Origin of the sequence: Pacificispira sp. (assembly GCF_965228185.1) — a bacterium.
GTDB lineage: Bacteria > Pseudomonadota > Alphaproteobacteria > UBA8366 > Aestuariispiraceae > Pacificispira.
Window position 1 is genome coordinate 501,338 of sequence record NZ_CBDDHE010000003.1, and the last position, 20,827, is coordinate 522,164.

Genomic DNA, 20,827 nt, shown 5'->3' on the forward strand with positions numbered 1-20,827 from the left:
ATAGCGGCAGCGCCCGTTTCCGCTGAGATCCGTCGCAGCCTTGGCGGCGACGTCCTCCCCCCTAAACCTGGACCGATCAGTGGTTCAGAATCTGGCTCAGGAAAAGCTTGGTCCGCTCGTTCTGCGGATTGGTGAAGAACTCTTCCGGTTCGTTCTCCTCGATGATCTCGCCGCCATCCATGAAGATGACGCGGTCGGCGACCTTGCGGGCGAAGCCCATTTCGTGGGTGACGCACAGCATGGTCATGCCGGTCTTGGCGAGGTCGATCATCGTGTCCAGAACCTCGGAGATCATCTCGGGGTCGAGCGCCGATGTCGGCTCATCGAACAGCATGATGCGCGGGTTCATGCACAGCGAGCGGGCGATGGCCACGCGCTGCTGCTGACCGCCGGAAAGCTGACCCGGGTATTTGTGGGCCTGTTCCGGGATCTTCACCTTGTTCAGGAAGTGCATCGCCGTTTCTTCGGCTTCCTGCTTCGGCGTCTTGCGGACCCAGATCGGCGCCAGCGTGCAGTTTTCCAGCACTGTCAGATGCGGGAACAGGTTGAAATGCTGAAACACCATCCCGACTTCGCGGCGGATCGCGTCGATGTTCTTCAGATCGTTCGTCAGTTCGATCCCGTCGACGATGATCTGCCCCTGCTGGTGTTCTTCCAGCCGGTTGATGCAGCGGATCATCGTGGACTTGCCGGACCCGGACGGGCCGCAGATGACGATGCGTTCACCGCGCGGAACGGTCAGGTTGATGTTCTTCAGCACATGGAACTCGCCGTACCACTTGTGCATCTGGTTGATCTGGATCGCCACCTCGTCGGTGTTGACCATGCTTTTTGCTTTTTCAGCGACGTCGCTCATGACGGATTTCCTTTATTCGCAATCTTATCGTTTGTGGCCGGTATGGAGTTTCCGCTCGAGATAGAGCGAATACCGCGACATGCCGAAACACGATACGAAGAAGAAGAGGGCCACAAAGACATAGACTTCCGTGGACAGGCCATTCCAGGCCGGGTCGGAGATCGCCGTCTTGCCGACCCCCAGGATATCCAGCAGCCCGATGATCAGGACCAGGGTCGTGTCTTTGTAGAGACCGATGAAGGTGTTCACGATCCCCGGGATCGAAACCTTCAGCGCCTGCGGCAGGATGATCAGCCGCATGGTCTGCCAATACTTGAGACCCATGGCGTCGGCGGCTTCGAACTGCCCCTTGGGCAGGGATTGCAGACCGCCGCGAATGACCTCTGCCATATAGGCAGATGCGAACAGCGTCACCATGATCAGAACCCGCAGCAGCAGATCGAAATCCGTGCCGGGCGGCAGGAAATAGCTGAGCATCGTCGAGGCCACGAACAACAGCGTGATCAGCGGCACGCCGCGGATGAACTCGATGAACATGATGCACAGCGTCTTGATCGCCGGCAGGTTCGAATACCGGCCGAGTGCCAGGACGATGCCGATCGGAAGCGACAGGGTGATCCCGGTGACCCCGATGATGATCGTCAGCAGAACGCCGCCGAACAGGTGCGTGTCGACCGGTTCGAAGATGTAGATGTCTTCTGCGGCGTTCGTCAGGCCGATCGAGTCGGGCAACGAAATCCACAAGGCGTCGGACAGGAAGAAGGCAACCAGAACGAAGCCGGCAGGGACGATGCCCACAACCATGGCCAGGGCGTTATGTGTCTTGCTGCCGTACACGGACAGCGCCGCGGCCGCTGCAAAGACGACCAGCCAGGTCAGCGGACCGGATACGCCCTGTGTGAAGTGCATGCTCTCGACTTCAATCGGGCCGACGATCAGAAGAACGGCCAACAGCGGGTAGACCATCGAGAAGACGATCAGCTTGCCGCGGTAGGGCACTTTGTCGAACAGGATCGGCGCCAGTGCGACGAACAAGAGGATGAAGGCAATATTGGGTCGCCACCGTTCTTCGACCGGATAGAACCCATAGGTGAAGACCGAGATGCGTTCGTCAATGAACGCCCAACAGGCGCCCTTCGCGATTTCCCGGCACTCGGCGCGCGAGGCACCCTCGAAGGCCGCGTTGAAGAAGAAATAGTCCAGGATAGCAGGGACGATCAGATACAGCAGATAGACCGCGACGATCGTCAGAATCGTATTGGTGACGCTGCCGAACAGATTGTCCTTTGCCCATTTTACCGGCCCCACCAAGTTTCTGGGCGGCGGCAGGCTGGGGTGCTCGCCGGGCTTGTATTCCGGCGGACTGGTCTGCATCGGCTCGTAGGATTGTGTCGTGATACCCATGTCTGACCTCCTACCGCTCGATCAGTTTGATACGTTTGTTGTACCAGTTCATGAACGATGAAATGGCCAGCGAGATGGACAGGTAAATCGCCATCAGCAACAGCATGCATTCCATTTCCCGGCCGGTCTGGTTGAGCGTGATACCGCCCAGGGTCGCGGTGACATCCATGTACCCGATGGCGATAGCCAGCGACGAGTTCTTCGTCAGGTTCAGATATTGGCTGGTCAGCGGCGGAACGATGACGCGCAGTGCCTGTGGAATGACAACAAGCTGAAGCGTGCGGTTGTTACGAAGACCCAACGCGTGGGCTGCTTCGGTCTGGCCGTAATTGACCGCCATAATCCCGGCCCGGACGATCTCGGCGATGAAGGCCGAGGTGTAGAGCGCCAGCGCCAAGGTCAGGGCCATCAACTCCGGCTTCACGGTCACGCCGCCTTTGAAGTTGAAGCCTTTGAGCTCCGGAATGCTCCATTCGATGGGCATGCCGGTGATCAAGAAAACAACAAGCGGAGCTCCGATCACCAGACCCAGGGAAACCCATAGAACCGGCAGGATCTTGCCCGTCTCGTCCTGAACCTTCTTGGCGTGTCGTTTGTAGACGACTGCACCGACAATACCGGCGATGAAAACCAAGGCACTGGCCCAGAACAAGGGTTCGAATGTCGGGCTCGGCATGTTGATGCCGCGGTTCGAGAAAAAGAAGGTCTCCGCGATGTCCCCCGCCTGCTTCGGATGCGGCAGAGTGTGGACGACGAAACCGTGCATCAGCAGAATCCACAGCAGAACCGGGACGTTGCGAACGGCTTCGACGTAGCAATAGACCATCTTGTTCATCAGCAGGTTCTTGCTGAGGCGCAAGACGCCCAGCACGAACCCGACCACCGTCGCCAGGAACACGCCGCAGATCGCGACGGCGAAGGTGTTCAGAACACCGACGACCGCCGCGCGGAGATGTGAACTGCGCGACGAATATTCGATGAACGTCTGGTTGATGTCGTAGCTGGACGGCTCGAGAAGGAAGGCGAAGCCCAGATCCTTACCAATCCGCTCCAGGTTGATGGCGGCATTGCGGGCCAAATAGAATATGGCTGCGAAAACCACCGCGATGGTGAAGATCTGGATGATTACCTGCCGCGCCTCTCGATTGTACCAGAGGCTGAGCAGGCCGGCGCTTGGCCGATCCGATTCAGCTACAGCGGACATGATGAAGATACTCCCCGAGCGTTAACACTTACGGTCCCCCAAATTTCTGTAAGGGCTGGGCCCAGTCGAGGGCAGGGTCGAACCCGGAGAATATTCGGGCCGAGGTCTGCCATGAAAATCGACAAACGCATGGAATATTGGAAATAAAGAAGATCGGGGCGGCACTTGCGTGCCGCCCCGACATTCATTCGGTCTTAGCGGATCGGGGCGGAGTAGAGAATGCCGCCGTCTTTCCACTGAGCGTTCAGACCACGCTCCAGGCCGATTTCGGTGTTCGGGCCGATATTACGGTCGAAGATTTCACCGTAGTTGCCGACGGCCTTGATCACGCGCTTGGCCCACTCGTTGTCCAGGCCGATCATTTCGCCGTAGTTACCTTCGACACCCAGAATACGCGCGATCGACGGGTTCGGCGGATTGGCAGCCATTTCGTCGACGTTGGCCGAGGTGATGCCAAATTCTTCGGCTTCGATGATGGCGTTCAGGACCCAGCGGTTGATGTCCGCCCAGTCGTCATCGCCCTGACGGACCGCCGGACCCAGCGGCTCTTTGGAGATGATTTCCGGCAGGATGATGTGGTTCTTCGGATCGTCGAAGGTGGCACGGCTAGCGGCCAGGCCCGAGGCGTCCGTCGTGTAGACGTCGCAGCGACCGGCCAGATAGTTGGTGCGCGCTTCTTCGTTGGTTTCGATCGGAACCGGCTCATAGGACATGCCCGTGGCACGGAAGTAGTCGGCCAGGTTCAGCTCGGTCGTCGTACCGGTCTGAATGCAGACCGACGCGCCGTCCAGTTCTTTCGCCGAGGTCACGCCCAGGTCCTTGCTGACCATGAAGCCCTGACCGTCGTAGTAGTTGACGCCCAGGAACGTCAGCTTCAGGTCGGCGTCGCGGCTCATCGTGACGGTCGTGTTGCGGTACAGCACGTCGCCTTCGCCGGCGTTCAGCGCCGTGAAACGCGTCTTGCCGGTGGTCGGAACGAACTTGACTTTCATGCCGTCGCCCAGAACCGCGGCGGCAACGCCACGGCAGAAGTCGACGTCGAAGCCGTTCCACTTACCGCTTTCGTCCGTGTACGCGAAGCCGACGAGACCCGTGGTGACGATGCAGTTCAGCTCGCCACGCGCCTTAACGTCGTCCAGCGTGGCCGCGTTGGCGATCGTCGCCGACATAGCCATAGCCGCACCTGCGACCAGGATCGATTTGAGTTTCATTGTGTTACTGTCCCCTATGCTTTGGTTGATGCCAGTAAATACCGGTCAAGCAGCCTGCTCAGGCCCTCTAGCGCTCCCAAACGGCTGCTGTCGCAGCTCTTTATCTGGTTTGGTGACTGGGAATATTTCAAATCCCTGCGGATTTTGCAAACCCTGTCGCCGACCTCCCGTTTGACGCGGCGCCTTTTTGGCGGTCCCCAGTCGTGACGACTTGGAACAAGAGGCAAAACGCCGCGTCCTTGGAGGAAACACTGGCAGCAAAATTCAGGTACCGCCAGCACTTTTTTGACGGAAGTTTTACGCGAATTCTCGCGCGGCAAGTAAGCCGGGTTCGGTTAGCTTTCTCATGGACTTGCTGGGTTCGGCTGTGCAAAAATGAACATCACGAAAGCGCCGTCGACGGTCGCTTTTATAATATTGGGGGCGACTGGAATGGCCGAAATTACCGATGGGAATGTGATCCGCCTGGGCGAGATCGACCTGACCGACGGACGTCGTGCGGACCTGATCGACGACATGGCGCTGCCCTTCCTGGACCTCGCCGAAAAGATTGAAGCCGCCAAGATCAACGGCGCCAGTGAAGAGGCCTGGCGGGCAATTTTTGAGACCAACCTGTTCCTCTGGCGGTTCATTTCGAATTTCCTGCCACGGCATTTCAGTGACGAGGTGTCCGGAGACACTGCGGACCTGTTGTCAAAGATCAGCGGCTTCATGACCAAGGTCACCGTCGCGATGGCAGAAGATGGGGCTAAAGACGCGGCCCTTCTGGACAAGGTCATCAAGCTCAACCTGAACATGTGCGACCAGATTCTGGCGATGCGGGGCGAAGCGGACTAGCCGGAACGAAGCGCCCGGCGCGACCCGCCCAAGGAAGACTCGATCCGGGCGGTCGGGTCCTTTATGTGTTGCCGGATCGCATTCTTTGGACGCAGAGGGACAGTTCATGTTTTACAAGGCATCCGACCCGCACGGGATGAAGCACAACCCCTTCAACGCGTTGGTCGTGCCCCGTCCGATCGGCTGGATATCCAGCATGGATAAGGACGGCAATATCAATCTGGCGCCCTATTCCTTCTTCAATGCCGTGGCGTACCATCCGCCGCAGGTCATGTTCTGCGCGACCAGTCCCCATACCAACGACGTCGGGCCGAAGGATTCCGTCCGCAACATTCTGGAAACCGGCGAGTTCGTTCACAACATGGCGACTTGGTCGTTGCGGGAGGCGGTCAATTTGAGTTCTGTCGCCGCGCCGCATGGTGTCGATGAATTCGACGTCGCCGGACTGACCAAGGAACCTGCTGAAATGGTCGCGCCGCCCCGGGTGAAGGAAAGCCCGATCCATCTGGAATGTAAGCTGGTCAAGGTCGTCGATCTGCCGGCCAGTCAGGAGGGCGGCTCCAATACGGTAGTCTTCGGTGAAGTCGTCGGCATCCATATTTCCGACGCCGTCATCGACAACGGGATGATCGACATACACAAGGTCGATGCCATCGCACGGTTGGGATACCGGGACTATGCCCGGGTAAACGACATTTTCGCCATGGACCGACCTTCCTGGCCGGTTTCGTCCTGACCTGACCCTATCGATGCGCCATTTCGCAATAATTCTGTCGATATCCCTGCTGACCGGACTTTCGGTCAGCAGCGCCCAAGCACAGGAGGGCGTTCAGGCCGGCGTGTCCGCCGCCGTGCGCGGCGTCGTGCAATTGGCCCGCGGCGAAACGGTCGTCGGCCGGCAGATCGACAGCGGCGACCCGATCTATCTGCAAGACGAAATCAGATCCGGTGCGGATTCCGGCATGCAGATCCTTCTGCTGGACGAAACCGTCTTCACGATCGGGCCGAACAGCGAAATGACCATCGATGAATTCGTCTATGACCCTGCGACCGGCGCGGGCCAGGTCGCGGCCACGGTCGCCAAGGGCGTTTTCCGCTTCGTTACCGGACAGGTCGCGCAGAACGATCCGGACAATATGGCTATCAAAACCCCGCTGGGGACAATCGGCATTCGCGGCACAATCGGGGGCGGCACGGTCAGCTTGGCGCGCACTGAAATCGTATTGCTGGGGCCGGGTGTGAACAACAACACGCCCGAACGATCCGGCGCTATTGTCGTGACGAATGGGCAGGGCGCCGTGACCATCGAACGGACCGGTTACGGCACTGTCCTTTTGCCGGAATCGCCACCAACGCCGCCGGCGCCCAGCGGGTCGGCCTTCCTGCAAGGATTGAGGTCAGGAACACCGGTCGACACCGGCCGTCAGAATGGTGGCACCGACGACACCACCAATGAAACGAATGACCCGCAGGGTGGGCAGAATGGAGCCAGCGGTGTCCTGTCGAATGCTTCCTCGGCGACCGGGCAGAGCGGCAGTGTCGCATTTCAGAATTCCGTATCGACAGACAATATTGGCAGAGGCCCAAGACAAGGCGATGTCGGCGCCAATGAAGTCGGCAGCGCGATCGGCTCGATTAATTCCATCGCTCAGCTGAATGGGAGCACCGGCCTGTTCCATTTCAGCGACACAGGCAATTTGAGCGACGGCGGCAGCTATTCTATTGCCGTCGATATCGATTTCTCAGCCCGGACGATCGGGGGGGGCAACAGTGAGGTCTCCGTCTCACCTGCTGGGTTCGGCAGCGGTTCTTTTTCAATTCTGTCGAATGATTTTTCATCCGGGCGCGACGGGCAGGCCGTTTTCGACAGCCAGAACAACATCAATTTCAACTGCGGGGCTAATACCTGCAACGGCGCGGTGGTCATGAAGTTCCGTAGCCTGAACGGTGAAGTCGCAGGTGCCATGGAGCACGAGGTCACGGTGACCGATACCACTCTGAATCAGACCGTAACCGGAAGCGGTACCGATACCACTCGCAGCAACGGCTCTGTCGGGGGGAACAACAACTAAACCGGCTATTTGCTGGTCCTGACAATGCAGATCCCGTTCCGGCCGTCGCGCAGACGTTGAAGTTGCCTTTTCGCCAAACCGTCATCGGTGCCAAGACCGACGTGCTGGACGCTTGGTCTTTCGGAACGCGGATGCCGCAGGGTCGCACACCGAAATCTCCCATTATGACCATCCCCGAATGGATGCCGATCCGGGTGCCGTTCAGGGGGATATCCTTCGCGCGCGTCTATGGGTGCCCGAAATGCCGCGACCAGATTTCGGATCGCTCCGCGTCGCGCGTTTCATAGTCCCGCAGCGCCTGATCCAGATCGCCGATTTCCGATGTGTCCCTGTCCTGTCCGATTTCGGTCAGGCGCATGGTGTACCATGCCGTAATCCCGCCCTCCGGTGCAGACGTGAATCTTGGAAACGCCGGTACAAGGGATCGCCCGGCACGCCAGTCGTCAGGCAGCGCGGGATTGAGAACCATTGCCCGGGCGAGGCCGGCCATGTCGGCGACCCCGTCCGCCAAGGTCTCCTCAACCTGATGATAGGATTTGAAGCCGCCCGTCAGCATCAGGGGCTTGGTGGTTTCCAATCGGGCGCGACGGGCAAACCCCAAGAAGTACGGGCCCTTTCCGCCACCATCCGCCGCTGATTTCGCGCCGGGAAAATAGGTGCCGCCGCTGATGTCGAGAAGATCGATGCTCGTCCTATCCAGCGCAGCGACGACAGCGAGGGAGTCGGCCTCTTCCAGACCGCCCTCAAGCATGTCCGACGCATTCAGTTTCACCGCTATTGCAAAGTCCGGCCCGGCGGCTTCGCGGCATGCGTTGACGGACTCCAGCAACAGGCGCATCCGGTTCTCGATCGACCCGCCATACTCATCCGTTCTGCGATTGAACAGCGGCGAGAGAAACTGACTGAGCAGGAAACCGTGCGCCGCATGAATTTGGACGCCGCTGAACCCATAGTCCCGGGCTAGACGGGTTGTCCGGGCGAAATCCTCCGGGACGCGCCGAATCTCCGCCAGAGACATCTCCGCGCAACGCAGCCCGGGCAGGTCGAGTGCGCTCGGCCCTCGGGGCGTACTTGTCGGAGCATGGGCGAGAGCGCCTGCATGACCCAGTTGCGGCCATATCCGGGTGTCATTCGCGCTTCCTTTGCGGGCAAGTTCCCGGAAGGGGGCCGGATCGGCATTCGGGTTCAGCAGCAGATTACCCGGCTTCTCCGCATAACCGGGATGGCCCTGCACCTCTCCGATGATGGATAGGGCCGTCCCGCCCTTGGCCCAACGCTGATACAACCTGATCTGATCCTCGGTCGGATGCCCGGTACCGTCACCCAGTGAATCCGACATGGCCGACTTGGCAATTCGGCATTTCAGGACCACCCCGCAAGGCAGCGTCAGGGGATCGAACAGGTTGGCTGATTGCACCGGCCGGGCCTCCATTTGTGATGTGACTGCGGCGCTACTTGCTGGTCATCACGATACGGATCCCGTTCTGGCCGTCGCGCAGACGTTGAAGATGCATTTTTGCCAATCCGTCATCGGGATCCAGCAGCAGCACCTCCTCCATGGCTTCCTCGGCTTTCGGGTCTTCCGCTTTCATGAGTTCGTAGGCTTCCAGGTATTTCTGAACCGCTGGTCCGTTCAGCCTCTCCGGCGTCATCGGTTCGAAAACCGGCGTGCCGGTCGTCTGGCCCTTCAGAACGAGGGTGCCACACGGCCGCCCGACGAAATTCGACACGCCTTCCAAGGTCGCCCCGGCCAGCGACACATGCACCCCCAGGAACTTGCCCGCACTTTCCAATCGGGCAGCCGTGTTGATGGCGTCGCCATGGGCGGTGTAGTCCATCACAGCACCGCCGAAATTCCCCATCGTGACCATCCCGGAATTGATCCCGATCCGGGTTTCGTTCAGGGGGATTCCCTCCGCCTGTTTCTGTTTCGAATAGGCGTCGGACCAGGCATTCATTTCCATTGCGCAATCATAGGCGCGTTGCCGGTGATCGGGCTGGTCCAGGGGCGGCAGGAAGGCATTGAAGTGGAAGACGGTCGCGTCGCCGACGATCTTGTCCAGATAACCGCCATGCTTCAGTCCGATGCGGACCATGTTGTCGATATAATCGTTCAACAGCGGCACGGCGACTTCGGGATCGGACTTCTCGACAAAGCTGGTGAAACCGGCGAGGTCGGTGAAGATGAAAGTACATTCCTTGCGCGTTCCGCCCAGTTTCAGTGCCTCCGGGTGGAGTGCGAGGCTGTCGACAAGGTTCGGGCTGACGAAAGTCTTGAACGCGCCGCGAATGAATTTCTGCTCCCGTTCCGTCTGCCAGTAGCGTGCGCTGGAGCAGACCATGAAGACAGCCAGCGCGGCGACCGACGGCAACAGCGGATCGAACAGCAGGCGCATTTCCAGGAAGGCCCAAAGCGCGCCGCCGGCCCCCGCCAGAACCAGCACCCCGCCCAAAATGGCGGACCAAACCGCACCGAACCGCATGACGACGATGATCAGCAGAAAGGACACGACAATCGTCAGAATGAACTCCGCACCCTCGGCCCAATCCGGACGCACCAGATAGCTTTCGGTCAGGATCTGGTCGATCATCTGGGCATGCATGAACACGCCGGGCACTTCTTCGCCAAGCGTGTTGTAACGAAGATCCCGCAAGCCGCTCGCCGAGGTCCCGATCAGGACGATCCGACCTTGTAACGTTGCAGGATCGACATCGCCGGTGACGATTTTCCAGATTGGGACGACCTCTTCCGCGCCGGCATGGGCAAAGTGGATCCGCATTGCCCCCTTGTGATCCGTTGGGATGATGAACTGACCGACCTTCATCTTCACAATGCCGGTATTCTCGCCATAGCCCTGTTCGCCGCTGCCGCCTACGGTCTTGAAACTGTAGGTGTTCTCACCCTGCGCCACGCGTAGCGCTTCCAGCGCCAGCGAGGCGTAGCCCTGATCGCCGACCCGGTACATGATGGGAACCTTGCGGATGACGCCGTCCACATCCGGCGATATCGTGATCATGCCCAACCCGGCGGCAGCCTCTTCCAAGGAGCCAATGTTTCTCGTCAGGCCGGGAGCGGCGGGCATATATCCCAGAGCGGAAGGTTCGCTGGTTGTAATGCCGTAATGGAGGTCCGGAGGCGGTCGTCCGTCTTCCAGGGAGCCGTCATTGATCGACATTCCCAGAACAACCCGGCCACGAGCGATCGTGCTTGCGAAAGTTTCGTCGTTGTTCGGCAAGGTGATGCCGTCCAACAGCGACCGAGCGTCTCCCGGCAGGCGCTCGAACACCGTAGAGGGAGAGGATCCATCCGGTTCCGCAAAGAACACGTCATAGACGATGGCCGCGGCCCCGATATCCTGGAGATAGCCGGTAATGGCCGCCAGATAATCGCGGGGCCAGGGCCATTGGCCGATCTTCTGTAGGCTGACATCGTCGATGTCGACGATCAGAACCGGGCTGCCTTCGAAGGGCGCGCGGGGGTCAATTTGTTGATACGTGTCGAACACGACATTCCGCAGCCGGGCATTCAGCGGGATGTCCGCGCGCAGAATGACAATGCAGGCCGCCAGCACCGCGAAGGAAATCAAGACCGGAACAAGCTTCCTCAGAATGTTGGCGGTGCTGCCCATGCGAAAGAAGGACCGGTGCGCTTACTGCTGCGCGAAGACGCGCTGCAGCAGCTCCGTGGTCCGTTTCGCCGGGTTCTCGCGGATCGCCGCCTCTTCGACCGCGATATAGTGGAACAGGCCGTCATAGGCCTTCTGGGTTGCGTGTTCCGTTAGGTCGCCTTTGACATTGGGCACGAAGGGCAGGGTGTCATAGCCCTCCATCATGCGGTCCAAGGCGTCGATGGCACCGACTTCCGCCAGGGCCTGTTCGACGATGGGGCGGATGCGGCTTTTGATATCGTCGCCGCCGACCCGCTGCAGGTACTGCGTCGCCGCATCGTCCGGCCCCTGTAGAATGCCGTTCGCGTCGTCCAGGGTCATGGCCTGGATGGCGTTCAGCACCACTTCGCCGCTTTCGTCCATTGCGGATTCGGCGGCGCGGTTCATTTTCAGTTCAACCTCGTCGCCCAGTCCGCCCAGACCGACCTTTGCCATCAGTTTCTGGGCCTTTTGCAATTCGGGCGGCAGGGGAATATGCGCGACGGGATCGGTGTTAAACCCGTCGACCGCGCCCAGATTGTCGACGACAAGCTTGCTGCCGACTTCCAGGGCTTGTTTCAGCCCCTCTGCGATCTCGCCGCCGCCCAGGGCCGATCCCGCATCCGATCCGGACTGCCCCAGATTCTTGTTCAGCAAGGATTTGGCACTGTCCAACAGGGACGTCGCACCGGCTGTGCAGGGTGCCAATGGCAAGATCAGCGCCAGGAGGATTGCGGAAACTCTCGCACCGGAATGGCGGCGTCGCGCCGCGTGTCGGTTCATGCCGCTCATGGCCCAGATTCTTCCTTTCCCGATGGCGTCGCCTCGGCGCGCCCATGTTGTCCACCCTGTTCCATGTTAATCCAACCAAGGGCGAAAATGAAATGCCGGGGATAAGGAATATCGATGGAATTGCTTAAAGTTTTCCCGGTGGATGACCCGCCTGCCGCTTATCGTTAGACTGTCCGCAACATGGCGCGTTCTCGTGATGCGACGCTGCCGGCAGTCGATGTTCAACAGTCTGGGGAGACCGAAAAGGTGTCCATTTCGATCCGAAACATGATCGCCGCCATGGCGCTGGGAATGGCCTTGGGCGGTATGCCAGGTGCCGCGACCGCACAGTCTGGCACGGAGGACGAACCGACCCTGTCGGGGGAAGCGGTGGAGGCGTTGGAAACGCTACGGACGCAATTGGACAGTCTCGGTGCCTCGCTCGATGCGCTGCAGGCCGATTTGAAGGCCAAGTCGGACGAGGCCGCGGCCCTGTCCACGCGCCTGACGGATCAGGCTGCGGCCCTGTCCGGTCTGGAAAGTGCCCTGTCCGCCGCCCAGACGGAAGCGGATGCGGCGACGGATGCCGGCGAAGCTGCCTTGCGCCAAAAAGACAGCCTGATTTTGGAGCTCAAGGAGCGGGTAAGCGACTCCGGCAGTTCGATCGAAGCGCTGCAGGGGGACCTTGCGGCAGCGCGGGCCGAGATCGACCGATTGAACCTTGCACTGCGTGAGCGGGATGATCAGGCAGCGGCGCTAGAAAGTCTTCGAGCGGAGACCGAAGAACTGAAGGAGTCTCTCGACGGCGCCCGGACGGCCCTGGAAGCGCGAGACGCGGAGACAGCGCAAACCGAAAACGCGCTGGCGCGGGTTGAGGCGGAACGCGACGCGCTGCAGCTTCAGCGATTCTGGCTGTCCATTCTGGTTGCGGTTGCTCTCGTTGCCGCGGGTTTTCTTGGCTTTCGCCGACGAAGCGCGGCATAGATAGTGTCTCCCTTCTCGGGGGAGGAGGATCGTCAATTGAGTCGGAATCCGTCGTGAAACTCGGCATTCGCGGAATTCTAGCCGGCGCCTTTATCGTCGCGGCGATCGTTCCTTTGGCCGCCTGGGCGTCCTGGGTCAGCGCCTCCGCGCTGGACCGGGAAATCGCCGAGGTCGAGGATCGGCATTTGCTGCTGGCGCGGAACCTCAGTCGTGCCCTGGACCGTTATGCTCATGATGTGGCGGCGGTGTTTTCCCATGTCGTCGAATCCGATCCGAACTCCGGTGGGTCGGAGCATCTGTCGGCATTGCTGGAATCGCTTCAGTTCCGCCATATCTGCCTGATCGAGGTGGACAGCCAGCGGGTCATTTCGGTCTCGACCGCAACCTCCACCAGCCTCAGTTCGATTTCCCTGCCGCCGCTGGACGAATATATCGCCCGGGCGGAGCGCGCGTTGGGCCGGATGATGTTCTCGGATGCGACGCTGAACCCCAACGGCGTTCCGGCGATCTATCTGACCAAAAAGGTGGGGCCGAACCTCCTGGCGCTCGGCGAGTTGAGCACGAAATACCTACGCGAGACCCAGCAGGCCATTGCTTTCGGCGAAGGCGGGCATGCGGCCATCGTCGATTCCGCCGGCAATGTCCTGGGACATCCGAACAAGGCCTGGGAAGACGAAGTCCGGAACATCGCCAAGGTCGACGCCGTCGCCCGCATGATGGATGGGGAGACGGGAGTCTCCCAGTTCTTCTCCCCGGCCGCGCAGTTGGATATGATCGCCGGATTTACGACGGTCCCCATGACGGGGTGGGGCGTCATGATCCCGCAGCCGTTGCGGGAGCTGGAGGCACGGGCGGATGAAGTACGCAATTCCGCCTTTGGGATTGTCGCACTCGGCGCTGGAATCGCCGGGATCGTCGGTTGGCTGATCGGCGGGGTAATCGCGCGGCCGATGCGCGCCGTCGCCGCGGCGGCGGATCGGCTGGCCGAAGGCCGCTCCGATGTCTCCGTGCCGATCTCTACCGGTATGGCGGTCACGGAACTACAGGCGTTAGCCATGCGCTTCAATGAGATGACGGCAGCCTTGGACGCCGCGCACCGGGCCCAGACTCTGGCCTTGAAGGCGGCCGAGGAAGCGGCCGAAGCGAAATCCGATTTCGTCGCGCGGGTGACGCATGAATTACGCACGCCGCTGAACTCCGTCATCGGGTTCTCCGGCATGATCCGGGACCAGGCACACGGCCCGATCGACGCGCCGGACTATGTCGACTATGCCAAGATGATCCATGACAGTGGCCAGCGCTTGTTGGAGATGGTCAACGACATCATCGCCTATGCCCGTATCGAGGGGCGCAGCGAGGAGTTGAACGAAACGTCAATCGATATCAGGCGGATCGCAGCGGCGGTGGTCGATCAGGTATCGGCATTGGCGGAAGAATCCGGTGTCGCCGTATCCTTCGCCATTGACGAAGGCCTGCCCCAGGTCTGGGGCGACGAGATCAAGCTGCGCCAGGCTCTGGGACACTTGGCGAAGAACGCCGTGCTGTTCACGCCGACAGGCGGACGGGTGCGTATCGACGGTGCCCTGACGGAGAATGGCGGCCTGTCTATCGCCGTTTCCGATACCGGGATCGGGATCGCGGAACCGGACATTGCGACGGCTCTGGCGCCCTTCGGTCAGATTTCGTCACGGCTGGACCGGTCGCATGAAGGGGCGGGGCTCGGTTTGCCTTTGGCGAAGATGCTGGTGGAGCTGCACGGCGGTACGTTGCGGCTGCGCTCCCACCCGGAAGAGGGTACGACCGTAACGGTCATCCTGCCGCCCGAGCGGGTGGGCATTGCCGGGACGCTGCGGGAAAGATTGTCGATCTGAACGCTACGACGGGCGTCAGTCGATTTCGGCGTCGGTGATCGTGCGTTCCTGTGCCTTGGCCGTCTGATCGTCCGGCAAGGCGACGGTCGTGCCGGTTTCCAGGCTGGCCTGAACCGCGGTCACGTCCGAGGTGGCGATCAACGCGCCGCTTTCGACATCGAACATCCGGTGCAGGAAGCGCAGATGTTTGCGGCCGACCGCGATGAAGCCGCTTTCGATCCGCACCAGTTCGCCGCCGCGCAACTCGCGGACATACTGAAAATTCTGCCGGACCACAGCGACCCGGCGGCCCTGCTGGCGGATGCTGCGCGGCGTGACGCCGATCGTGTGCATCAGGAACCAAGTCGCCTGGTCGAACCGCTCGATATAGAGGCGGGAATTCATCGAGGATTCGGGATCGTATTCCGACGCCATCACGGCGCCCCGGAAGGTTTCGGTCCATACGCTCATAAAGGTCCTCCTCGGTTGGTTCGGATCAGTAGAGATGCTGGCCCCCCGTCACGAAGATTTCCGTTCCCGTGACGTAACTGAAATCGTCGCCGCACAGGCGGTAGACGCAAGATGCGACTTCCTGGGCGCTGCCCATACGCTGCATCGGAATGCGTGCGATCAGCGGTTCGTATTCCTCGCCGATCATCTCGGTTTCGATCTCGCCCGGAGCGACCGCATTCACCCGTACGCCCAATTGCGCGAATTCGACGGACAATTCGCGGGTCAGGGCGGACAGGCCGGCCTTTGAGGTCGAGTAAGCGGAGCCAGCGAATGGATGGATGGCGTGCCCGGCGATCGAGGTGATGTTGACGATGGCCGCGCCGCCGGTATTGCCGGCCGGCCCTTTCCGGGCACCACGGCCCAGGGCGCGGGCAAATCCGCGGCACAGGGTCAGCGGCGTGAAGAAGTTCAACTCGAAGACTTCCCGCCACTTGTCCAAATCGCCGTTCAGGCAGCCCAGCCGTTCCTTGAAGGACGCTTTGGGCGAGACGGCGGCGTTGTTTACCAGGGCATGGATCGGTTCGTCCCCGACGATGTCATTCGCGGCCCGGATGAAGGCGGCAACATCGTCCCGATCGCTGAGGTCGGTCGGAATATGGTGGGTCCAGTTCGGATCAGCGCGGCAATGGTCGGGAATCCCCTCCCGCGAACAGGTGATGATCCGCCATCCTTCGTCGGAAAAGCGCTGCACGGTGGCATGGCCGATGCCCCGGCTGGCGCCGGTCAGGATGACGGTTCTTCTGGCTTCTGGACTACTCATCTGTCTTGTCGGGTTCCATTTGTTGCGGCGCGCCGCTTGATGCCTTGGGTGTCACCGGGTCCTCGTGCACCAGGACCTCCGCGTCCGGGAAGGCTTCCATGATTTCCTTTTCGACCGCGTCGGCGGTCGCGTGCACGCGATTCAGCGATAACTGCCCGTTGAAGTCCAGATGCATTTGAATGAACGTGTCCGGGCCGGCCCGCCGGGTCCGCAGATCGTGAACACCTTCCACATCCGGATAGGACAGGGCGATTTTCTTGATTCTCTCCCGATCCTCGTCCGGCAATTCCCGATCCATCAGCATTTGCAGCGATTCCGATCCGACGGCCCAGGCGCTGTAAGCGATATAGATCGCGATCAGGACCCCGAAAATCGCATCGACGAAGGGCAGGGCGAAGTAGCCGCTGACCGCCAGCGCCGCGATGACGCCCAGATTGGCGGCCAGGTCCGCCCGGTAATGGGCGGAATCCGCCTTGATCGCGACGGATCCGGCACGGGCGATGACATAGTGCTGGAACGCAACCAGTGCGAAGGTCGCGATGATCGACAGGCCCATGACCGCCAGACCGACCTCCGTCGCCGCGATGGGGCGCGGGTCGATCAACCTCCCGACCGCTTCGATCATCAGCAGGACGGCGGACCCTGCGATGAACCCGGCCTGCGCGATGGCGGCGAGGGGCTCCGCCTTGCCGTGGCCGAACCGATGCTCGGAATCCGCCGGGACCATGGCCTGACGGACGGCCAGCAACGTGATCAGGGACGCGCCGAGATCCAACAGGGAATCGATCAGGCTCGACAGGATCGCGACGGAATCCGTCATGAACCAGGCCACCAATTTGGCGGCGATCAGAAGTGTCGCGGTCGCGGCCGAGGCATAGGTCGCAAGGCGCAGCAAACGCTGTGTTTCGGCGTGCCCCCTGAATAACGTTCGGACGGGATCGGTATGCGCCCGGTCATTTTGTTCTGGGCGGCTCATTCCCTTACGGGAACAGGCGTTCGATCGTCCACGGCTCGGCCTCGTCCTCCCGGCGGAAGATCTGGCGGTCGTGGAGACGGAACTTCCCGTCCTTCCAAAATTCGATATAGCGCGGGGCGATCCGAAAACCCGACCAATGGGGCGGGCGCGGCACAGTGCCGATATTGAACTTGGCGGCATAGGTCGCGACGCGCTTTTCCAACTCGAACCGGCCTTCGCACGGGCGCGACTGGTCGCTGGCCCAGGCGCCGATCTGGCTCTGACGTGGCCGGCTGTGGAAATAGGCATCGGCCTCGGCCTCGCTGACGGGGGTCACGGACCCTTCGACCCGGATCTGCCGACGCAGGCCTTTCCAATGGAACAACAGGGCGGCGTTGGGGTTCTCCGCCAGTTGGGTGCCCTTCTTGCTTTCCAGGTTCGTATAGAAGACGAATCCGGTCTCATCATAGCCTTTCAGCAGCACCATGCGAACCGAAGGGCGTCCTTGCGCGTCTGATGTTGCGAGGGCCATCCCGTTGGGATCGTTGGGTTCCGATGCTTCCGCTTCGGCCATCCACGATGCGAACAGGGCGTAGGGGTCGGTCTCTTTAAAATCGGTCATATCTGCGCCATATAGAGGTGGGATCGGTTGATATATAGCGGTCGAACCGCACGGCCTCAATGAAGCGTGCCGAAATCGGTTCCGAAGACTTCGCGACGGAATTTCGAAATTGGCGCGTCCTGATGGGGCATCGGCGCGTTGGACCGCCCGATCAGGATGGCGAGGGCCAGCCTAACAGGAGAAGGGAAGATGACGAGTTACAGTGTTCACCAGCCCCCCCGTCGTGCGGCGAAAGCCGTTGCGCTGGCGCTGGTCGCCGGTTTGGGCCTGAGCGCCTGTGAAGGCGCCGGCAACAAGGAAACGATCGGGACCGTCGGCGGTGCCGTGATCGGCGGCGTCTTGGGGTCGAAGCTGGGCAAGGGCACCGGGCAACTGGTCGCCGTCGGTGCCGGCGCGGTTCTTGGGGGCCTGGTCGGCTCCTCGATCGGCCGGTCGCTGGACGATGTCGACAAGATGAAGATGCACGACACCACACAGACGGCGCTGGAAAAGCAGCCGGACAATTCGACGTCCAGCTGGGTCAATCCGAATACCGGGCATTCCGGAACGGTCACCCCGCAAGAGACTTACAATACCGAAAGCGGCCAGCCGTGCCGGGAATTCACGCAGACCGTGACGATTGGCGGAAAATCCGAAGAAGCCTATGGAACGGCCTGCCGTCAGGCGGATGGTTCCTGGAAAATCGTCAGCTAATACCTGGACAATTCCGGCCGCCGGAACGAATCTTGCTTAAGTTATGCGCCGGGCGCCAGTCGCGCCCGGCGTGTTTGGGAGCAGCAAGGTAGCATGAGCGTCAGGACCGGTATGAAGGACCCCTATGACGTGCTCGGCGTCAAGAAGACGGCGAGCGCGGACGAAATCAAACAAGCGTATCGCCGTTTGGCGAAAGAGTTCCATCCGGACCTCAATCCCGACGACCCGATCGTCGAACAGCGCTTCAAGGAAATCTCCCAGGCCTACGGCATTCTGGGGGACAAGGAAAAGCGCGCTCAGTTCGACCGGGGCGAGATCAACGCCGACGGGTCCCAACGCAGCGCCGCCCATGGCGGGCGTGGCGGCTTCGGGGGATTCGGCGGGTTTGGCGGCGACGGCGCGGAAGACATTTTCGCCGATCTGTTCGGCCGGAATCGGGCGCGCACCCGCACCGTCCGGATGAAGGGCAAGGACGTCAACTACTCCCTCAGGGTCTCGTTTCTGGATTCCGCGCGCGGCACGACGCGTCGGGTCAATCTGTATGACGGCAAGAGCCTGGACGTGCGGATTCCGCCGGGGACCGAGGACGGTCAGACCCTGCGCCTGCGCGGCCAGGGCATGCCCGGCATGGGCGGCGGCGAGGCCGGGGACGCCTTCATCGAGGTCCAGGTCGACGCACACCGCTTCTTCGAACGCGACGGCAATGACATCTTCGTCGATGTTCCGGTCAGCTTGGCCGAGGCCGTGCTGGGCGGGAAGATCACGGTACCGACGATCCACGGAAATGTGGCGGTGACAGTACCCACCGGGTCGAATTCCGGCACCACCCTTCGCCTGCGCGGGAAGGGGATCAGTCCGCGTCCCGGCCTATCCGGCGATCAGTTCGTCAAATTGTCGGTCGTCCTGCCGGACAAGCCGGACAAGGCGCTGGTCGATTTCGTGAAGGAATGGTCAAAGGATTTCGACTACGACGTCCGGAAACGCGCCGGGCTGGACAAGCCCTAGCCGGCCTGTCCCAGCGTCCCAAGACCGATCAGCGCCAGGACCTTGGCGTTGAACGATTTCTTCGTCGAACCGGTCCCGACTGTCTCATCCTCGTCTTCATCTTCCGCCGGCAAGGGTTCGTCACCGACGGCCGGCGGGGACAGCAGGGTCTTCAGGTCGGTCGACATGATGTCGTTTTGCGATCGCTCCAACTCGTTCAGGATTTCCGCGAAACGCTGACCCCAGGCCGTGTTCAACTGACCGCCGGGCATGCGGCCGCCCAGATCGATCCCGAGATCGACATAGAGTGTCGACAGGCTGACCCCGCCCAGATCGCGGCTTAGAACCCATCCGTTCTTTTCGGTGCGCGCGATATACAGCTTCTTCTTCAAGGTGCGAGTAACCCACCCCAAGGCCAAGGGACCGATCTTGGAACTGCGCTGCAGGCGCCGCTCCGACAGGGTGACACCTTCCGAAGATGCGCGCAGCAGCGCATTCAGGACCGACAAGGTCGCGGTGAGGCGGATCAGGGGACTTAGGTTTTCGCGCCGGGGGCTGCGCGCACCATGCCGCCATTCGGGCAGGCCGGCGGCGATTTCCGCGCCGAACAGAACCACCATCCAGCTCAGGTACACCCAGACCAGGAAGATCGGCACCGTCGCCATCGCGCCATAGATCGTCTCATAGGTCGGGAAATAGGTGATGTAGAGCCCGAAGCCACGCTTCAGCACATCCAGCATGATGCCCGCCACCAGACCGCCGATCAGGGCGTCCCGGCGCCGGACCGGATAGTTCGGCATGACCAGATAAAGGATCGCCAGGCCCGCCGTCTGCAGCAGAAACGGCACGACGAAGGCGAAATTCGTCAGATTGCCGGTCACCGATTCGACGCCGCTGGCCCGGGCGGCGGCGAAGAGATAGCTGGACAGCGATATCGACGCGCCGAACAGCATCGGGGTCAGGGTCAGCACCGCCCAGAAGACCAGAAGCCGGGAAATCAGGCCCCTGGTCTGCTTCACCTGCCAGATCTGGTTGAAGGTCGAGGAAATACTCATCAGCAGCATGACGGCGCTGACCGCCAGAAAGACGATGCCGACCGCCGTCAGCTGGCCGGTCTTTTCGGTGAAGCTTTCCAGATAGGACTGCACTTCCAATCCGACGGACGGGACGAACTGTTCGAACAGATAGGTTTGGACTTCGAATTTCAGCGAATCATAGGCCGGGAAAGCGGCGAAGATCGCGAAGCTGACCGCCAGCAAGGGCACCATCGCCAGCAGCGACGTGAAGGTCAGCGACGCCGCCCGTTGCTGGCATCCATCCATGACGAATCGCGCCGCCGCGTATAATCCGAAGCCGATTATCCGGCGAAATCCCTCAATGATATCGATGCCCCGCTTTGGGGAACTTGACCCGGGCGGCCCCGCCCGTCCTGTACTGTCATTCATACGGCTTTCCCATCGCTGC

The 20,827-nt window shown here is 61.0% G+C and carries 19 protein-coding genes; 7 read left to right on the plus strand and 12 right to left on the minus strand.

The genetic code is table 11. The features are described from left to right. Window positions 1-76: 76 nt before the first annotated feature. From ACO06O_RS06000 to ACO06O_RS06015, 4 genes are all read right to left on the minus strand, one after another. Window positions 77-826: an amino acid ABC transporter ATP-binding protein gene (locus ACO06O_RS06000; protein WP_420417562.1), complete on the minus strand. Its 750-nt coding sequence runs from the start codon at window positions 824-826 to the stop codon at window positions 77-79. A 54-nt stretch (window positions 827-880) separates the two neighbouring features. Beyond that, window positions 881-2,260 (minus strand): amino acid ABC transporter permease, encoded by a 1,380-nt coding sequence (locus tag ACO06O_RS06005; RefSeq protein ID WP_421877319.1) that lies wholly within the window; start codon window positions 2,258-2,260, stop codon window positions 881-883. 10 nt (window positions 2,261-2,270) lie between these two features. Then, on the minus strand, window positions 2,271-3,464 hold the full coding sequence (locus tag ACO06O_RS06010; protein WP_421877321.1) for an amino acid ABC transporter permease: 1,194 nt from the start codon (window positions 3,462-3,464) through the stop codon (window positions 2,271-2,273). 194 nt (window positions 3,465-3,658) lie between these two features. After that, window positions 3,659-4,675, minus strand: coding sequence for an amino acid ABC transporter substrate-binding protein (locus ACO06O_RS06015; RefSeq protein ID WP_421877325.1), 1,017 nt, complete (start codon window positions 4,673-4,675; stop codon window positions 3,659-3,661). A 432-nt stretch (window positions 4,676-5,107) separates the two neighbouring features. Here ACO06O_RS06015 and ACO06O_RS06020 point away from each other — a divergent pair, with 432 nt between their 5' ends. The 3 genes from ACO06O_RS06020 (at window position 5,108) to ACO06O_RS06030 (ending at window position 7,584) form a co-directional block, all read left to right on the plus strand. After that, window positions 5,108-5,512, plus strand: a complete 405-nt coding sequence (locus ACO06O_RS06020) for a hypothetical protein (protein ID WP_421877328.1) — start codon at window positions 5,108-5,110, stop codon at window positions 5,510-5,512. 106 nt (window positions 5,513-5,618) lie between these two features. Further along, window positions 5,619-6,248 (plus strand): flavin reductase family protein, encoded by a 630-nt coding sequence (locus ACO06O_RS06025; protein WP_421877331.1) that lies wholly within the window; start codon window positions 5,619-5,621, stop codon window positions 6,246-6,248. 13 nt (window positions 6,249-6,261) lie between these two features. Continuing rightward, entirely contained in the window at window positions 6,262-7,584 is a 1,323-nt protein-coding gene (locus ACO06O_RS06030; RefSeq protein ID WP_421877333.1) for a FecR family protein, read from the plus strand. Between the two features lie 226 nt (window positions 7,585-7,810). Here the strand turns inward: ACO06O_RS06030 and ACO06O_RS06035 are convergent, their stop codons facing one another. The 3 genes from ACO06O_RS06035 to ACO06O_RS06045 are packed head-to-tail and all read right to left on the minus strand — an operon-like array spanning window position 7,811 to window position 12,023. Then, complete coding sequence (locus ACO06O_RS06035) at window positions 7,811-9,001, minus strand: NADH:flavin oxidoreductase/NADH oxidase family protein (RefSeq protein ID WP_421877335.1); 1,191 nt, start codon at window positions 8,999-9,001, stop codon at window positions 7,811-7,813. Between the two features lie 34 nt (window positions 9,002-9,035). Then, window positions 9,036-11,213 carry a CHASE2 domain-containing protein gene (locus ACO06O_RS06040; RefSeq protein WP_421877337.1) on the minus strand — a complete coding sequence of 726 codons (2,178 nt, stop codon included), beginning with the start codon at window positions 11,211-11,213 and terminating at the stop codon, window positions 9,036-9,038. Window positions 11,214-11,234: 21 nt separating this feature from the next. After that, complete coding sequence (locus tag ACO06O_RS06045; RefSeq protein ID WP_421877339.1) at window positions 11,235-12,023, minus strand: DUF4197 domain-containing protein; 789 nt, start codon at window positions 12,021-12,023, stop codon at window positions 11,235-11,237. Between the two features lie 246 nt (window positions 12,024-12,269). Between ACO06O_RS06045 and ACO06O_RS06050 the strand changes: the two genes are divergently transcribed. Continuing rightward, window positions 12,270-12,986 carry a hypothetical protein gene (locus tag ACO06O_RS06050; protein ID WP_421877342.1) on the plus strand — a complete coding sequence of 239 codons (717 nt, stop codon included), beginning with the start codon at window positions 12,270-12,272 and terminating at the stop codon, window positions 12,984-12,986. Between the two features lie 53 nt (window positions 12,987-13,039). Beyond that, window positions 13,040-14,857, plus strand: a complete 1,818-nt coding sequence (locus ACO06O_RS06055; protein ID WP_421877345.1) for a sensor histidine kinase — start codon at window positions 13,040-13,042, stop codon at window positions 14,855-14,857. Window positions 14,858-14,872: 15 nt separating this feature from the next. Here ACO06O_RS06055 and ACO06O_RS06060 read toward each other — a convergent pair whose 3' ends face one another. The 4 genes from ACO06O_RS06060 to pdxH all read right to left on the minus strand — a co-directional run bounded on the left by ACO06O_RS06060 (window position 14,873) and on the right by pdxH (window position 17,686). After that, the gene (locus tag ACO06O_RS06060; RefSeq protein ID WP_420417295.1) at window positions 14,873-15,307 is read right to left on the minus strand and encodes an acyl-CoA thioesterase; all 435 of its coding nucleotides are present in this window, start codon (window positions 15,305-15,307) and stop codon (window positions 14,873-14,875) included. Window positions 15,308-15,332: 25 nt separating this feature from the next. Then, window positions 15,333-16,109, minus strand: coding sequence for an SDR family NAD(P)-dependent oxidoreductase (locus tag ACO06O_RS06065; protein WP_421877347.1), 777 nt, complete (start codon window positions 16,107-16,109; stop codon window positions 15,333-15,335). Then, window positions 16,102-17,004 (minus strand): cation diffusion facilitator family transporter, encoded by a 903-nt coding sequence (locus tag ACO06O_RS06070; protein ID WP_421877350.1) that lies wholly within the window; start codon window positions 17,002-17,004, stop codon window positions 16,102-16,104. Before ACO06O_RS06070 ends, ACO06O_RS06065 begins: the two co-directional genes overlap by 8 nt. Window positions 17,005-17,089: 85 nt before the next feature. After that, the gene (gene pdxH / locus ACO06O_RS06075; RefSeq protein WP_421877353.1) at window positions 17,090-17,686 is read right to left on the minus strand and encodes a pyridoxamine 5'-phosphate oxidase; all 597 of its coding nucleotides are present in this window, start codon (window positions 17,684-17,686) and stop codon (window positions 17,090-17,092) included. 189 nt (window positions 17,687-17,875) lie between these two features. Here pdxH and ACO06O_RS06080 point away from each other — a divergent pair, with 189 nt between their 5' ends. Further along, the gene (locus ACO06O_RS06080; protein WP_421877355.1) at window positions 17,876-18,379 is read left to right on the plus strand and encodes an RT0821/Lpp0805 family surface protein; all 504 of its coding nucleotides are present in this window, start codon (window positions 17,876-17,878) and stop codon (window positions 18,377-18,379) included. Between the two features lie 93 nt (window positions 18,380-18,472). Continuing rightward, the gene (locus ACO06O_RS06085) at window positions 18,473-19,384 is read left to right on the plus strand and encodes a DnaJ C-terminal domain-containing protein (RefSeq protein WP_421877358.1); all 912 of its coding nucleotides are present in this window, start codon (window positions 18,473-18,475) and stop codon (window positions 19,382-19,384) included. Here ACO06O_RS06085 and ACO06O_RS06090 read toward each other — a convergent pair. Further along, on the minus strand, window positions 19,381-20,808 hold the full coding sequence (locus tag ACO06O_RS06090) for a YihY family inner membrane protein (protein WP_421877360.1): 1,428 nt from the start codon (window positions 20,806-20,808) through the stop codon (window positions 19,381-19,383). The genes ACO06O_RS06085 and ACO06O_RS06090 overlap by 4 nt on opposite strands. Between the last annotated feature and the right edge of the window lie 19 nt (window positions 20,809-20,827).

Bases quoted from the DNA above. Each gene is read 5' to 3' on its own strand.
- ACO06O_RS06000 (WP_420417562.1), bottom strand. From the start codon at position 826: ATGGTCAACACCGACGAGGTGGCGATCCAGATCAACCAGATGCACAAG.
- ACO06O_RS06005 (WP_421877319.1), bottom strand. From the start codon at position 2,260: ATGGGTATCACGACACAATCCTACGAGCCGATGCAGACCAGTCCGCCG.
- ACO06O_RS06010 (WP_421877321.1), bottom strand. From the start codon at position 3,464: ATGTCCGCTGTAGCTGAATCGGATCGGCCAAGCGCCGGCCTGCTCAGC.
- ACO06O_RS06015 (WP_421877325.1), bottom strand. From the start codon at position 4,675: ATGAAACTCAAATCGATCCTGGTCGCAGGTGCGGCTATGGCTATGTCG.
- ACO06O_RS06020 (WP_421877328.1), top strand. From the start codon at position 5,108: ATGGCCGAAATTACCGATGGGAATGTGATCCGCCTGGGCGAGATCGAC.
- ACO06O_RS06025 (WP_421877331.1), top strand. From the start codon at position 5,619: ATGTTTTACAAGGCATCCGACCCGCACGGGATGAAGCACAACCCCTTC.
- ACO06O_RS06030 (WP_421877333.1), top strand. From the start codon at position 6,262: ATGCGCCATTTCGCAATAATTCTGTCGATATCCCTGCTGACCGGACTT.
- ACO06O_RS06040 (WP_421877337.1), bottom strand. From the start codon at position 11,213: ATGGGCAGCACCGCCAACATTCTGAGGAAGCTTGTTCCGGTCTTGATT.
- ACO06O_RS06045 (WP_421877339.1), bottom strand. From the start codon at position 12,023: ATGAGCGGCATGAACCGACACGCGGCGCGACGCCGCCATTCCGGTGCG.
- ACO06O_RS06060 (WP_420417295.1), bottom strand. From the start codon at position 15,307: ATGAGCGTATGGACCGAAACCTTCCGGGGCGCCGTGATGGCGTCGGAA.
- ACO06O_RS06065 (WP_421877347.1), bottom strand. From the start codon at position 16,109: ATGAGTAGTCCAGAAGCCAGAAGAACCGTCATCCTGACCGGCGCCAGC.
- pdxH (WP_421877353.1), bottom strand. From the start codon at position 17,686: ATGACCGATTTTAAAGAGACCGACCCCTACGCCCTGTTCGCATCGTGG.
- ACO06O_RS06080 (WP_421877355.1), top strand. From the start codon at position 17,876: ATGACGAGTTACAGTGTTCACCAGCCCCCCCGTCGTGCGGCGAAAGCC.
- ACO06O_RS06085 (WP_421877358.1), top strand. From the start codon at position 18,473: ATGAGCGTCAGGACCGGTATGAAGGACCCCTATGACGTGCTCGGCGTC.
- ACO06O_RS06090 (WP_421877360.1), bottom strand. From the start codon at position 20,808: ATGAATGACAGTACAGGACGGGCGGGGCCGCCCGGGTCAAGTTCCCCA.